This is a genomic window from Rhodococcus sp. JVH1, from assembly GCF_000280725.2.
Taxonomy (GTDB): domain Bacteria; phylum Actinomycetota; class Actinomycetes; order Mycobacteriales; family Mycobacteriaceae; genus Rhodococcus_F; species Rhodococcus_F jostii_A.
This window is the reverse complement of record NZ_CP166289.1, coordinates 705993-719063: the sequence shown is the minus strand read 5'-3', so window position 1 is coordinate 719063 and position 13071 is coordinate 705993. Positions and strand designations below refer to the sequence as shown.

11 protein-coding genes and 2 pseudogenes are annotated in these 13071 nt (G+C 68.5%); 4 read left to right on the top strand and 9 right to left on the bottom strand.

Annotated features, from left to right (window positions below; genetic code table 11):
• Positions 1 to 2: 2 nt before the first annotated feature.
• Both JVH1_RS03390 and JVH1_RS03385 read right to left on the bottom strand, forming a co-directional pair.
• Positions 3 to 1424: an APC family permease gene (locus JVH1_RS03390; RefSeq protein WP_009479755.1), complete on the bottom strand. Its 1422-nt coding sequence runs from the start codon at positions 1422 to 1424 to the stop codon at positions 3 to 5.
• 54 nt (positions 1425 to 1478) lie between these two features.
• Positions 1479 to 2354 carry a LuxR C-terminal-related transcriptional regulator gene (locus JVH1_RS03385; RefSeq protein WP_009479756.1) on the bottom strand — a complete coding sequence of 292 codons (876 nt, stop codon included), beginning with the start codon at positions 2352 to 2354 and terminating at the stop codon, positions 1479 to 1481.
• A 109-nt stretch (positions 2355 to 2463) separates the two neighbouring features.
• Here JVH1_RS03385 and JVH1_RS03380 point away from each other — a divergent pair, with 109 nt between their 5' ends.
• The gene (locus JVH1_RS03380) at positions 2464 to 4086 is read left to right on the top strand and encodes an AMP-binding protein (RefSeq protein ID WP_009479757.1); all 1623 of its coding nucleotides are present in this window, start codon (positions 2464 to 2466) and stop codon (positions 4084 to 4086) included.
• Positions 4087 to 4148: 62 nt separating this feature from the next.
• Here JVH1_RS03380 and JVH1_RS03375 read toward each other — a convergent pair whose 3' ends face one another.
• The 4 genes from JVH1_RS03375 to JVH1_RS03360 are packed head-to-tail and all read right to left on the bottom strand — an operon-like array spanning position 4149 to position 8020.
• Positions 4149 to 4934, bottom strand: coding sequence for an ABC transporter permease (locus JVH1_RS03375; protein ID WP_037195581.1), 786 nt, complete (start codon positions 4932 to 4934; stop codon positions 4149 to 4151).
• Positions 4909 to 5814 (bottom strand): 2-aminoethylphosphonate ABC transporter permease subunit, encoded by a 906-nt coding sequence (locus tag JVH1_RS03370; protein WP_009479759.1) that lies wholly within the window; start codon positions 5812 to 5814, stop codon positions 4909 to 4911. Before JVH1_RS03370 ends, JVH1_RS03375 begins: the two co-directional genes overlap by 26 nt.
• Positions 5811 to 6980 carry an ABC transporter ATP-binding protein gene (locus JVH1_RS03365; RefSeq protein WP_009479760.1) on the bottom strand — a complete coding sequence of 390 codons (1170 nt, stop codon included), beginning with the start codon at positions 6978 to 6980 and terminating at the stop codon, positions 5811 to 5813. The genes JVH1_RS03370 and JVH1_RS03365 overlap by 4 nt, the downstream gene beginning before the upstream one ends.
• 2 nt (positions 6981 to 6982) lie before the next feature.
• Positions 6983 to 8020 (bottom strand): 2-aminoethylphosphonate ABC transporter substrate-binding protein, encoded by a 1038-nt coding sequence (locus JVH1_RS03360; RefSeq protein ID WP_009479761.1) that lies wholly within the window; start codon positions 8018 to 8020, stop codon positions 6983 to 6985.
• A gap of 184 nt (positions 8021 to 8204) precedes the next feature.
• On the opposite strand from JVH1_RS03360, the gene JVH1_RS03355 reads away from it, so the two are divergent.
• The 3 genes from JVH1_RS03355 to JVH1_RS03345 all read left to right on the top strand — a co-directional run bounded on the left by JVH1_RS03355 (position 8205) and on the right by JVH1_RS03345 (position 11366).
• Positions 8205 to 8912 carry a GntR family transcriptional regulator gene (locus tag JVH1_RS03355; RefSeq protein ID WP_009479762.1) on the top strand — a complete coding sequence of 236 codons (708 nt, stop codon included), beginning with the start codon at positions 8205 to 8207 and terminating at the stop codon, positions 8910 to 8912.
• Between the two features lie 61 nt (positions 8913 to 8973).
• Positions 8974 to 9831, top strand: coding sequence for a type I methionyl aminopeptidase (gene map / locus JVH1_RS03350; protein ID WP_043782312.1), 858 nt, complete (start codon positions 8974 to 8976; stop codon positions 9829 to 9831).
• Positions 9828 to 11366, top strand: a complete 1539-nt coding sequence (locus JVH1_RS03345; protein ID WP_009479764.1) for a cobyric acid synthase — start codon at positions 9828 to 9830, stop codon at positions 11364 to 11366. Before map ends, JVH1_RS03345 begins: the two co-directional genes overlap by 4 nt.
• Here the strand turns inward: JVH1_RS03345 and JVH1_RS03340 are convergent.
• The 3 genes and pseudogenes from JVH1_RS03340 to JVH1_RS03330 form a co-directional block, all read right to left on the bottom strand.
• A complete protein-coding gene (locus JVH1_RS03340) occupies positions 11363 to 12061 on the bottom strand; it encodes a hypothetical protein (protein ID WP_009479765.1) in 699 nt (232 codons plus the stop codon). The genes JVH1_RS03345 and JVH1_RS03340 overlap by 4 nt on opposite strands.
• Positions 12058 to 12617 (bottom strand): annotated as a pseudogene (locus tag JVH1_RS03335) (hypothetical protein). The gene JVH1_RS03340 and the pseudogene JVH1_RS03335 overlap by 4 nt, the downstream one beginning before the upstream one ends.
• Positions 12614 to 12977: pseudogene (locus JVH1_RS03330) on the bottom strand (GntR family transcriptional regulator). Before JVH1_RS03330 ends, JVH1_RS03335 begins: the two co-directional pseudogenes overlap by 4 nt.
• Between the last annotated feature and the right edge of the window lie 94 nt (positions 12978 to 13071).

The window sequence follows — 13071 nt, the reverse complement described above, 5'->3', positions numbered from 1 at the left end:
GGTCACTCGTGCTCGGCGAGTTTCTCGGGGTCGATCTGGGGCCCGCCCTTGCCGAGCCTCTTGTTCACGAGGACGGTCCCGGCCCACAGCACGACACCGATTCCGAGGAGTACGCCCGCGATCTGGTATTGCACCGCGGGGCGGTCGGCGAAAGGAGTGACGAGGAAGCCGCACGTGAGTGCGCCGATGATCGGCAGGATGGTCGGTACCCGGAAATGCTTGTGCTCCACCGGTTGCTTGCGCAGGACGAGCACGGTGATGTTGACGATGGTGAACACGCCCAGCAGGAGCAGCGCGGTGGTGCCGCCGAGTTCGGGGACTTCGCCGACGAACGTGATGAGGCCGAAGGCGAGGATCGTGGTGAAGACGATGGCAACGTACGGTGTGCGCCGCGTGGCGTGAACCTTGCCGAGCGGGGGAGGCAGGACGCCCTCGCGGCTCATGCCGTACAGCAACCGGCTCGCCATCAGCATGTTGATCAGCGCCGTGTTGGCGACAGCGAACATGGTGATGAATGCGAAGATCCCGATCGGGAATCCGGGCGCCCCGGCCTCAACGACCTTCAGCAGCGGGGTGTCACCCTCGCCGAGTTCGCTCACGGGCACGAGAGCGATCGCGGTGATCGACACGAACACGTAGATGCAGCCGGTGATGATCAGGCCGGTCAGCAGGACCTTGGGGAAGATGCGGCTCGGTTCCTTACATTCCTCGGCCATGTTGACCGAGTCCTCGAACCCGACCATCGCGAAGAAGGCGAGGGCGGTGCCCGCGACGACCGCGCCGAGAGCGGATCGGTCGCCGGTGTCGAACGTGGCCACCCGGGAGAAGTCGCCGTCTCCGACGCCGAGGGCCCACAGCCCGATCATGATGATGATCAGGAGACCGGACAGCTCGACGCAGGTGAGCACGACGTTGGTCTTGACGCTCTCGCTGACGCCGCGGAAGTTGACGAGACCCACCAGCGTCATGAAGCCGAGACCGAGCAGGGTGATGCCGATCCCGGTGGAGAAGTCGAGGTCGAACGCCTCGACGAAATTGGCGGCGAACGCCCGCGACGCCGTCGATGCGGACGTGATTCCCGAGCACATCACCGCGAACGCGACCATGTAGGTGAGGAAGTGCACCCCGAACGCCTTGTGCGTGTACAGCGCGGCGCCTGCGGCCTTCGGGAACTTGGTGACCAGCTCCAGATAACTGAATGCGGTGATGATCGCGACGACGAACGCCACCAGGAACGGCAGCCACACCGCGCCCCCGACCTGATTGGCCACCTTTCCGGTGAGCGCGTAGATGCCGGTGCCGAGGATGTCTCCGACGATGAACAGCAGGAGCAGCCCCGGGCCCATCACCCGCTTGAGGCTCGGCTGTTCGGGCGAATTCGAATCCGGTGCGTTCGAACTCGTGGCGTCCGCTGTCGATCCCATGATCCACCGCCTTTCGCTACCGCCTGCGTCCCTCGTTCGAGAGGACTGTGTTCGCTAGGGGAGCAGCCCGAGCCTGCGCGCGGTGACCACCGCCTCGTGCCGCGACCGTGCGTCGAGCTTGCTCATGGCACTGCGCAGGTAACTCTTCACCGTCTCGGGTCCCACCGAGAGGCGCTGTGCTGCTTCACTGTTGGTGCATCCCAGGGCCACGTGGGACAGGACGTCGATCTCGCGTGGCGTGAGGTGGACGCCGGGGTCCTCGTCGGCACTGTCGGCGTCCGGCCGCAGAATGCCCGCCAGTCGCTGCGACAGCCCGCGGAGGCGGGCCTGCAACGACGTGTCGGTGACGGTCTGCGCGACACTCCGCAGCTCCGCGTGGATGTCGCGGAGTTCCTCGGTGGTCGCGCCGCCGGCACCGCTCACGTCGAGCGTCTTCATCATCTCGAGGCGGCGATCGACCTCGTCCCGGATGGCGATCTCGGTGCCGAGGCGCCGGGACGCCGCGACGACGATGTCGGCGGTGCGGTCGCCGATCGGTGCGCAGTCGCGGATGGCGGCGTAGAGCACGGCGCGCGAGCTGCCGCGCACCATGACCGGCACCGCGAGGATGGACCGGAGCCCCTCACTGAGGACGGGCCGGTCGTAGTGGTGCGTGATGGTCGAGGAGCGGCCGTAGTCGTTGACCGCCACGGGCGTGCGCTGGGCGACGACGCGGCCGCCGAGACCGGAACGCGGCGGGATCGCGAGGCCCTTGAGGTTGTTGGTTCGGGTGCCGACGAACTCGCTCAGGTGCAGTGTGCCGTCCTGGACCTCGCCGCCGAACAGGACCGGCGCAACGCCGTGAGCTGCGATGGAGCGCAGCTCACCGCGAAGCGCGTCCCCGTCCCGAGGGCGCAGCAGCGACGGTGCACGAGCAACCAAGTCGGTCACCCCTTTCCGGGGGTAGTCACAGCGGTCTGTGAGCTAGATCATAACCGTAGTGAGTTCGGGCGACGGCCCGACTATCTGTCACGGGCCATGAGAGCACAAGGAGTACCGCATGACCACCGATCCCACCGCACGCGTGCGTGAGCTGCTGGACCAGTACGACACGCCGACGGCGTCCGCCGCGGAACTGCTGTGTGATCGACACCCCGCAGACGACGTGGCGTTCACCGTCGTCGAATCGGACCTGTCGTCGACCGACCTGACCTACGGCTACCTGCGCGAGCAGTCGACCCGATTCGCCGCCGCACTCGCCGACCTCGGCGTCGAGCCGGGCGATCACGTCGCGACGCTGATGGGCAAGTCGGCCGAACTGGTCGTCGCGCTGCTCGGCATCTGGCGCCGGGGCGCCGTCCACGTTCCCCTGTTCACCGCGTTCGCGCCGCCGGCGATCGCGTTCCGGCTGGGTGCCAGCGGAGCCAAGGTCGTCGTCTCCGACGCCGGCCAGCTCGACAAGCTGACCCCCGGCGAGGACATCCCCGCGGACGCGTCCTGGCAGGTCGTCGTCGTGGGCGGGGCCGACTCCGGTGCTCTCGACTTCGGGGCGCTCGTGGAGTCGCACGACGCCGCGGATGTGAAGGGCGCGGCCGTCACGGTCGGCGGCGACGGCCCCCTCGTCCAGTTGTTCACCAGCGGCACGACCGGAACACCGAAGGGGGTGCCGGTGCCGCTGCGGGCGCTCGCGTCGTTCCACGCCTACCAGGAGTTCGGCCTCGACGTCCGCAGGGACGACGTGTTCTGGAACGCCGCCGACCCCGGCTGGGCGTACGGCCTGTACTACGCGCTGCTCGGGCCCCTCGCCGCGGGCACTCGCAGCATCCTGCTGCACGCCGGGTTCTCCGCGCCCCTCACCTGGCAGGTGATGGAGCGTTTCGGCGTCACCAACTTCGCCGCCGCGCCCACGGTCTACCGCAGCCTGCGGGCCGACCCCACGCCGATCCCCGAGACGGTGAAACTGCGGCGCGCGTCGTCTGCGGGTGAACCGCTCACCCCCGACGTGATCTCGTGGGCCGAGGCCAACCTGGACGTGTTCGTCCGCGACCACTACGGCCAGACCGAGCACGGCATGTTCATCGCCAACTCCTGGGCCGACGGACTGCGGAACGAGGTGCGCGACGGGTCCATGGGCAAACCGCTGCCGGGGTGGGCGTGCGCCGTTCTCGAGGACGACTCCGACGCGATCGCGCCGCCGCGCACCCCGGGTCGCGTCGCGATCGACACGCACAGCAGCCCGCTGATGTGGTTCACCGGCTACGTCGACGCTCCGGAGAAGACCGCGCAGCGGTTCACCGCCGACGGTCGCTGGTACCTCACCGGCGACGCGGGGCAGACCGACGAGGACGGTTTCTTCTTCTTCTCCGCCCGCGACGACGACGTGATCATCATGGCCGGCTACCGGATCGGGCCCTTCGACGTCGAGAGTGTGCTCGTCATGCACGACGAGGTCGTCGAGGCTGCGGTCGTCGGGATGCCCGACGAGTTGCGCGGTGAGGTGCTCGAGGCGTTCGTCGTCCTGCGCGACGGCGTCGACGGGACCGACGAACTGGAGGTCGAACTGCAGACGCTGGTGAAGAAGAAGTTCGCGGCGCACGCCTACCCGCGCACCGTGCACTTCGTCCCCAACCTGCCGAAGACCCCCAGCGGCAAGGTACAGCGGTACCTGCTCCGCCAGAAGTAGGCGGCTCCGCCGCCCGTGCGTGGTTGAGGAGTGTCAGGACTCGTCAACCACGCACGGGTGCGTCAGCGCCGGCGGATGCGGCCGACGACCAGCAGGGCGAGGAGGGTGACCGCCAGCAGGAGGGTGGTGTCGGCCGCGGCGAGGAAGACCCGACCGCGGTCGGTGAGCCCGAAGATGCTCACCGGCAACGTCTTCCAGGTCGCTGGATACACCATCACGGTGGCGCCCAGTTCGCCCATCGACAGCGCGATCGACAGGCCCGCGGCGGCGCCGAGTGCAGGCAGCAGGAGCGGCAGCGTGATCCGAAGCAGGACCCGGGTGGGACCGGCGCCGAGGGATTCGGCGGCCTGCCGGTAGGCCGGATCGAGCCGGTCCAGTGCCGCCGAGACGGCACTGAACGTGAACGCCAGGACGAGGATCGTGTGCGCCAGGAGGACGATCCACTTGGTTCCGCCGAGTAGGAGCGGCCGCGAGTTGAACGCGATCAGCAGACCCAGACCGATCGCCACGGACGGGATCGCGATCGGCAGGTGAAAGGCCGCGTCGGTGATGCGGCGCAACCACGCCGGCGCCTCACGCGCTGCCAGTGCCGCCCACGTCCCGACCACCAGTGCCAGTGCGCCCGCGACGAACGCCGTCTGCAGGCTGACAGTGAGACTGGCGAAATTCTCGTCGGACAGTGCCGTCGTGAAGTTCCGGCCGCCGAGGTCCGACGGCAGCGGGCCCGTCCAGGACCCGGCCAGCGCGGCCGCGACCACGGTGGCGATCGGTGCCACGAACACGACGGTCACGACGACCGCGAACACGCCCACGATCAGGGCTCTAGACCTTCTCGTCCACAGCAGCACGGCTGCCTCCCGTCAGCGTGGCGAACACGAATCGGTATGTGCAGTACAGGGTCAGCGACAGCGCCACCTGGACGGTGGCGATCACGGCGGCGCCCGGCAGGTCGAACGTGACGATGCCGCGCGTGTAGATCAGGACGGGCAACGTCACCACGTCCTTGGCACCCGTGAACAGGACGATGCCGAACTCGTTGAGGGTGAGCAGCAGCACCAGCGATCCACCCGCCAGCAGTGCGGGCCATGCCTCGGGCATCACCACGGTCCGGAGCACCCGCAGCGGCGACGCCCCGAGACTGGCGGCGACGTCGAGTTGTTCGCGGGGGATCTGGGTGAACGCGGCGAGCAGGGGGCGGACGACGAACGGGGTGAAGAACGTGACCTCCGCGGCGATCACCCCGAGTGGGGTGCCGAGGAAGTTCAGCGGTCCGTCGGCGGCGCCGGTGATCCGCGCGATCAGCGCGTTCACTGCCCCGGCGGTGCCGTAGAGGAACGTGAACGCCAGCGTGATCAGGAACGACGGAAGCGACAGCACCGCGTCGATCAGCCGTCCCACGACCTTCGATCCCGTGAACGGGACGAACGCCAGGACGAGCGCGAGGAACGTGCCGAGGATCAGGCAGCCGAGGGTGGAGAGGGCGGCGATCTGCACCGTCCGCCACAGGGCTGTGCGGAACAGTTCCGAGCCGAGCACCGCGGACCAGTTGTCCAGACCGGACCCGGTCTCGGAGGCGAGGGATTCGGTGAGTACCCGGGCCATCGGGTAGACGGCGAATCCGAGTACGAGCAGCAGGGGTGGGAGCGTCCACGCGATGCCTCGCCACCGGAACGGTTCGCGGGAGAGCGGTGCCGTCGCGGCGGGCGGACGCTCGAGGGTCGCGGTCACGTCGCCGGCACCAGGACGCTGCCGTCGGACGGGAACTGCACGCCGACGACGGTGCCCGGACCACGCTGGTCGTGGCCGGAGACGTCCGCGTGCACCTGCACTCCCTCGAAGTCGTCGACGGCGAGCGTGATCCGCGTGGTCGATCCCCGCCACACCGTCGAGACGATCCGCGCCGAGAACGAACCCCGCGTGCCGGGCGCCGTCAGTGTCACCGCGTGCGGGCGGACACACAGGAACGCGGGCAGGTCCGACTCCCACTCCACGTGTCCGATGTCGGGTTGCGGGGCGGTGGCGGTGACGGGCACGCCGCCGATCGACACGAGCGCAGACGTCCCGATCACCCGGGTGACGGTGCACGGCAGCAGGTTCGCGCCGCCGAGGAATTCCGCGGTGAAACTGCTCGGCGGCCGCTTCCAGAGGTTCTCGGCGGTGTCGATGTCGGCGAGCCGGGAGTTCCGCATGACGGCGATCCGGTCGGCCAGCGCCAGCGCTTCGCTCTGATCGTGCGTGACGTAGAGCATCGCGGTGTCGGGCAGCGCCGCCCGCAGCCGCGAGAGCTCACCGAGCATGCTCTCGCGCAGTTGCGCGTCGAGTGCGGCGAGTGGTTCGTCGAGCAGCAGAACCGAAGGCCGGATCGCCAGGGCTCGCGCGATCGCGATCCGCTGCTGCTGTCCGCCCGACAACTCGCGGGGCAGGCGCTTGCCATAGGCGGCCATGCCGACCATGTCGAGGGCCTCGGCCACCCGCGCGCCGATCTCCGCGCGCGGCACCCGATGGGAGCGGAGGCCGAACGCGACGTTGTCGGCCACCCGCATGTGCGGGAACAGCGCGTACGACTGCACCACGACGCCGATTCCCCGTTTCGCGGGCGGTAGGTCGGTGACGTCGCGGGATCCGAGCCGCACGGAACCCGAAGTGGGGCGGACGAATCCCGCGAGCGCCTTGAGCGCGGTCGACTTCCCGGACCCGCTGGGGCCGAGGAGGGCCACCGTCTCACCGCGGCCGACGCGCAGGTTGAAGTCGATCAGGGCATGGGTGACGCCCTTGCCGCGGCCGTAGCCGACGGTGACGCGGTCGAACGTGATGGCCGGCGCGGAGAAATCGGTGGCTCCGCGAACCGCGGTGGTGTACGACGGGTCTGCCCGCCTGGCTGGAAGTCCCGACACGATCAGCTCCCGGTGGCCTTCTGGTACGCGGCGACGTCCGAATCGAGTTCGGTGAGTACGTCGTTCCAGTTCGGCGACCACACCTGCACCCCCTGCAGTGCCCGCGCCGGGGCGCTCTCGCCCGCGGCGGCGCGCACGTCCTCGCGGACCGACATGCCGAGCGCATCGTCGGCGACGGTCTTCTGCGACTCCTCGGAGAGCAGGAACTCCATCAATTGCTTGCCCTGCTCGCTGCGCGGCGCCCCCTTGGTCAGACCCATCACGTACGGCAGGGCAACGGTGGTTCGGGTGCCGTCGGCGGCAGCGGGAAAGAAGAGGTCGAATGTCGAGCCGTCCTCGGCGATGGACGTGAGGTTCATCTGGACGTCACCGTTGGCCGCGAGCAGTTCGCCGTTGCTGACCTTCGGCTGTAGCTTGCCGGTCGAGGACGACGGTCCCACGTTGTTGACCTGCAGCTTGGTGAGATAGTCGAGTGCGCCGTCCTTGCCCATCAGGTGCTGCAGGAGCAGCAGCACCGCGGTGCCGTCGCCGGCCTGGCCGGGGGTCGAGTACTGGATCTTGCCCTTGAACTGGTCGGACAGCAGGTCGTCCCAGGTGCGGGGAGCAGGCGAGGCCGCCGGGTTGGCGATGAAGGACAGGTAGTTCTCGACGACGGGAACGTGGTGACCGGCCGCGTCCTTCTCCGCCGCGGGAACCGCGGAGGTGTCGACACCGCTCGGAACGAGCAGCCCCTGGGAGTCGGCCTTCTGGATGAACGGCGGCAGCGTGACGACGACGTCGGCCTGCGGGTTCGACTGTTCCTTCTCGAGACGAGAGACGACTTCGCCGGATCCGGCCTCGACGAGGTTCACCGCGATCCCGGTCCGTGCGGTGAAGGCGTCGAAACGCGATTGGTACCAACCGGAGAGCCCGTCGGCGCTGTAGACGGTGACGGTGTCGGTGCCTGAATCGGCGGCGGTACCGGTTCCGCCGCAGGCGGTTCCGAGGGTGAGGACGGTCGCGGCCAGGGCGGCCGCGGCGATCCGGGGGCGAAGACGCATGACGGGTTCCTAACGATGAGGGAGACTGTGAAACGGAGCTTGCCGTTTGGTCTAGACCAGTGGGCCACTGTGAAGGGAACGGCAGGTGAACAATTGGTATAGACCATTTTCCGGGTATGCTCGGCCGCATGAACGACGACGGCAGCGCGTCCGGAGAGTCCGTGCTGATCGGCACCGTCACGCGATGACGGCAACGCCGAACGTCCCCAAGTACTACCGGGTCCGCACCGAACTCGAGTCGATCCTCACCGAGCTCGAGGTGGGGGACGCGGTGCCTGCGGAGCGGGAACTGGCCCTGCGGTTCACGGTGTCCCGCGAGACGGTGCGGCAGGCCATCCACGAACTGCTGGTCGAGGGTCGCGTCGAACGTCGCGGCCGCGGCACCGTCGTCGCCAGCCCGAAGCTCGTGCAGCCGCTGTCGTTGCGTTCCTACACCGAGGGTGCGGTCAGCCAGGGCCGGGTGCCCGGGCGCGAACTGGTGACCTTCGAGGAACTCGGTGCCGACGCGGACCTCGCCGAGGCGCTCGGTCTGGCGTTCGGCGCGCCGGTGATCCACCTCGAACGCGTCCTCCTAGCGGACGACGAGAAGATCGGGCTCGAAAGCACCCATCTGCCGGCAGACCGGTTCGGGGAGATGGCGCGCACGTTCGACCCGGGTACCTCGCTGTACGCGGCGATCCGCGAGACCGGCGTGGTGTTCGCGTCGGCGACCGAGCGGATCGAGACGGTGCTGGCCTCCCCGCGGGAGGCCGCGCTGCTCGACTCGACCACCGCGATGCCGATGCTGCGGCTCCATCGTGTCTCGCTCGACACCGACGGCGTCCCGATCGAACAAGTGCGTTCCCTCTACCGCGGCGACCGTATCGCCTTCCTCACCACACTGCGGGAGTGATGTCGACGCGCACGACGGGTCCGGGGGCGTCCGGGTCGTGCTCGGGGCTAACCTGGTACCCATGTCTGTCCGCACAGCACTGAGCCCCGGAACCGTGTCGCCCGTCCGCGCCGTACCGGCGGGGATCGAGCGTCCCGAGTACGCGTGGAAGCCCACGGCGAAGGAAGGCAACGAGCCGTGGGTGCAGACCCCGGAGACCATCGAGGCCATGCGGGTGGCGAGCAAGATCGCGGCGCAGGCCCTGCGGGAGGCCGGTAAGGCGGTGGCGCCGGGTGTCACCACCGACGAGCTCGACCGCATCGCGCACGAGTACATGATCGATCACGGCGCCTACCCGTCGACGCTCGGCTACAAGGGTTTCCCCAAGTCGTGCTGCACGTCGCTGAACGAGGTGATCTGCCATGGCATCCCCGACTCGACGGTGATCCAGGACGGCGACATCGTCAACATCGACGTCACCGCGTACATCGGCGGCGTGCACGGGGACACGAACGCCACGTTCCTCGCCGGGGACGTCGCCGAGGAGAACCGGTTGCTGGTGGAGCGGACCCACGAGGCGACGATGCGCGCCATCAAAGCGGTCAAGCCGGGCCGCGCGCTCAACGTCATCGGCCGCGTCATCGAGTCGTACGCGCACCGCTTCGGCTACGGCGTGGTCCGCGACTTCACCGGACACGGCATCGGCACCACTTTCCACAACGGCCTCGTCATCCTCCACTACGACGAGCCCTCCGTGGACACGGTCATCGAACCCGGCATGGTGTTCACGATCGAACCGATGATCAACCTCGGCGACATCGGCTGGGAGATCTGGGACGACGACTGGACCGTCGTCACCAAGGATCGCAAGTGGACGGCTCAGTTCGAGCACACCATCGTGGTCACCGAGACCGGCAACGAGATCCTCACCCTGCCTTGAGCGAGAGCAGGTGGAAGGGCGCCCTGCTCGTCGCCGGCACCACGTCCGACGCGGGCAAGAGTGTGCTCGTCGCGGGACTGTGCCGGATGCTCGCGCGGCGAGGTGTCCGGGTGGCGCCGTTCAAGGCGCAGAACATGTCGAACAATTCCGTCGTCACGCTGGACGGCGGCGAGATCGGCCGGGCGCAGGCTCTGCAGGCCGCGGCCTGCGGACTCGAGCCGAGTGTCCGCTTCAACCCCGTCCTGCTGAAACCGGGGAGCGACCGCACGTCGCAACTGGTGGTGCGCGGCCGCGCGGTCACGTCCGTCGGCGCCCGCGACTACATCGAGCATCGGCAGCACCTGCGTGCGGTGGTGGCCGAGGAACTGGCGTCGCTGCGCGCCGACTACGACGTCGTGATCTGTGAGGGCGCGGGGTCACCCGCCGAGATCAACCTGCGAGCCACCGACCTCGCCAACATGGGGCTCGCCCGGGCCGCCGGCCTGCCGGTGATCGTCGTCGGCGACATCGACCGCGGTGGAGTGCTCGCCCACCTGTTCGGCACCGTGGCGGTCCTCGGACCGGACGACCAGGCGTTGATCGCGGGATTCGTGATCAACAAGTTCCGCGGCGACGTGTCGTTGCTGGGGCCGGGCCTCGAGCAGCTGACGGCCGTGACGGGACGCCCGACGCTCGGGGTGATTCCCTTCGCCGAGGACCTGTGGCTCGACGCGGAGGATTCGCTCGGTGTCGTGGGGGACGCCCCGGTCGGACGTCCGGCGCCACCGATCGGCGACGACTGGCTGCGGGTGGCTGCGATCCGCCTGCCCCGCATCTCCAATTCGACGGACGTCGAGGCGCTCGCGTGCGAACCCGGGGTGTCGGTGCGCTGGATCACCGATCCGTCGCGGCTGCAGGACACCGACCTGATCGTCCTGCCCGGGAGCAAGTCGACCGTGTCGGATCTGGAGTGGTTGCGCCGCAACGGCATCGCGGATGCGATCGCAGCGCATGCGAAACGCGGCGGTCCGGTGCTCGGCGTGTGTGGCGGCTACCAGATGCTCGGGTCCGTGATCGTCGACGACGTCGAATCCGGCCGGGGTGCGGTGCCCGGTCTCGGACTGCTCGACCTCGAGGTGGAGTTCGCCCCGGACAAGGTGCTCGCGCAGGTGCGCGGCAACGCCCACGGAGTTCCGGTGTCCGGGTACGAGATCCATCACGGCCGGGTGCGGCGCAACGGCGACCAGCCCCTGCTCCACGCGAGCAGCGGCGCCGCGGAAGGCAGTATCCGCGGCGCCGTCTACGGCACGCACTGGCACGGACTGCTCGAGACCGACCGTTTCCGCCGCCTCCTGCTGGACGATGTGGCCGAACACGCGGGGAGAACCGGTTTCGTCACCGCACCCGACACGGATGTCGCCGCGATCCGGACCGCTCAACTCGATCTGTTGGCGGATCTGGTGGAGCAGAACCTCGATCTCCGCGCCCTGGAGGACCTCCTCGGCGCAGGCGCCCCGGAAGGCCTCCCGGCCATCGCGTCGACCCTGGTGAGTTAGGCCGTCGCGCGGCGGACGAGCGCCCACGCCGCGACGATCCCCGCCGCCGCGACCAGTGCCGGCAGCCACACCATCGGCACTGACCGGGGCGCGTCGGCGAACCAGTGGCCGATGTCCGGCCACCACTTCTGCCAGGTGATCACGAACGCGGCGACGCCTGCGGCGAGGAGGGTGCCGACGCCGAGCGTGAAGAGCCCCACCACCCGCCACCGGTGATGCAGTGCGCCCAGGAACATTCCCGCCGCCGCGGTCAGTGACAGGAAGGCGAAGTAGGCGGCCAGCTGGATGGCCGGGTCGGACGTGAAGTAGTTGGGTATCGCGAACATCCGCATCCCCACACCCCAGCCGCCGGTGGCCTCCTCGATCAGCGACAGTCCGTAGAGCATCACCCCGAACACGAACACCTGGACGGCGGCGACGATCAGGGTGGCCGCGAAATAGTCGCGCCGGGTGACGCTCATCCCCAGAGCGAACGGGAACGTCTGTGTCATGGCCTGCAGGTAGAACGCGAGGGCGATCCCGAACAGGGAGAAGGCGCCGCCGGTGAAGTTGGTATCGCTGCCGGTGTCGCCGACCATCGCGAAGATGGCTGCACCGATCGTGAACGACGCGACCAGCACGCCCAGTGGCCACGCGACGAGCACGGGCCAGGCGACGGTGTGGATGCGGGAGACGGTCAGGACCCGGTTCGTCATCGTGCGTCCTCCTTGGTGGCCGTGGTGCTGCGGACCACGAGTTGTTGAAGGCTGAGCGGCTCGAAATGCAGGCCGTCGTCCACCGCCCGGTCCCGTTCGGAGTCCGACAGGGTGGTCTGCACGGTTGCCCGTTCGTGATTACCCAGCGATTCACGGTGCAGGACAGTCTTGTTCGAGGTGAAGTCGGCGACGAGCGAAGCCAGGCCGGAGACGACGACGGCGCCTTCGCGTAGCGCGTCGGTGTCCTCGTCGAGGACGATCCGTCCCTTGTCGATCAGGATCACGTGTTCGATCAGGTCGCTGACCTCGTCGATGAGGTGTGTGGAGAGCACGACCGTGCGCGGGTGTTCGGCGTAGTCGGCGAGAAGCCGGTCGTAGAAGAGGTGCCGTGCCACCGCGTCGAGGCCTTGCCGGCGCCGTTGCGGCCGAGGAGGCCGTAGATCTTGTTCTCCTGCAAGGAGAAGTCGATCCCGTCGAGTGCGACGAAGTCGCCGAATCGCTTGCCGAGGCCCCGCGCCGAGGCGACCGTCTTCGTGTCGAATGCTGTGCCGATCATCGTGCTCCCTCCCGTTGGTCGAGCATGGCCTCGAGTTCGGCGATGCTGACGCCGAGTTTGTCCGCTTCGGTGACGAGCGGGTCGATGAACTGGCGCGCGAACCGCTCGCGTCGCCGGAAGCGCAGCGCGTTCCGGGCACCGGAGGTGACGAACATTCCGATTCCCCTCTTCTTGTAGAGGATCCCGTAGGCGACGAGCTGATTCAGTCCCTTGGCTGCGGTCGGCGGGTTGATCCCGTGGAATGCGGCGAGCTCGTTCGTGGACGGCACCTGGCCTTCCTCGGGGAAGGGTTCCGTCGATGATCGAGTTCTCGATGAGTTCTGCGATCTGGTGGAACAGCGGTCTGCCGTTGTCGATCATCGACGCCCGCCTCGTCGGTTGATCGGTTCATTACTCATGTAATGAACCATGGAACCATGGAGGTCCGAGCGCAAGACGTCCCCGATCGCGTAGT

Coding starts and splice junctions, on each gene's coding strand:
- JVH1_RS03380 (WP_009479757.1), top strand. CDS start 2,464: ATGACCACCGATCCCACCGCACGCGTGCGTGAGCTGCTGGACCAGTAC.
- JVH1_RS03360 (WP_009479761.1), bottom strand. CDS start 8,020: ATGCGTCTTCGCCCCCGGATCGCCGCGGCCGCCCTGGCCGCGACCGTC.
- JVH1_RS03355 (WP_009479762.1), top strand. CDS start 8,205: ATGACGGCAACGCCGAACGTCCCCAAGTACTACCGGGTCCGCACCGAA.
- JVH1_RS03340 (WP_009479765.1), bottom strand. CDS start 12,061: ATGACGAACCGGGTCCTGACCGTCTCCCGCATCCACACCGTCGCCTGG.
- JVH1_RS03390 (WP_009479755.1), bottom strand. CDS start 1,424: ATGGGATCGACAGCGGACGCCACGAGTTCGAACGCACCGGATTCGAAT.
- map (WP_043782312.1), top strand. CDS start 8,974: ATGTCTGTCCGCACAGCACTGAGCCCCGGAACCGTGTCGCCCGTCCGC.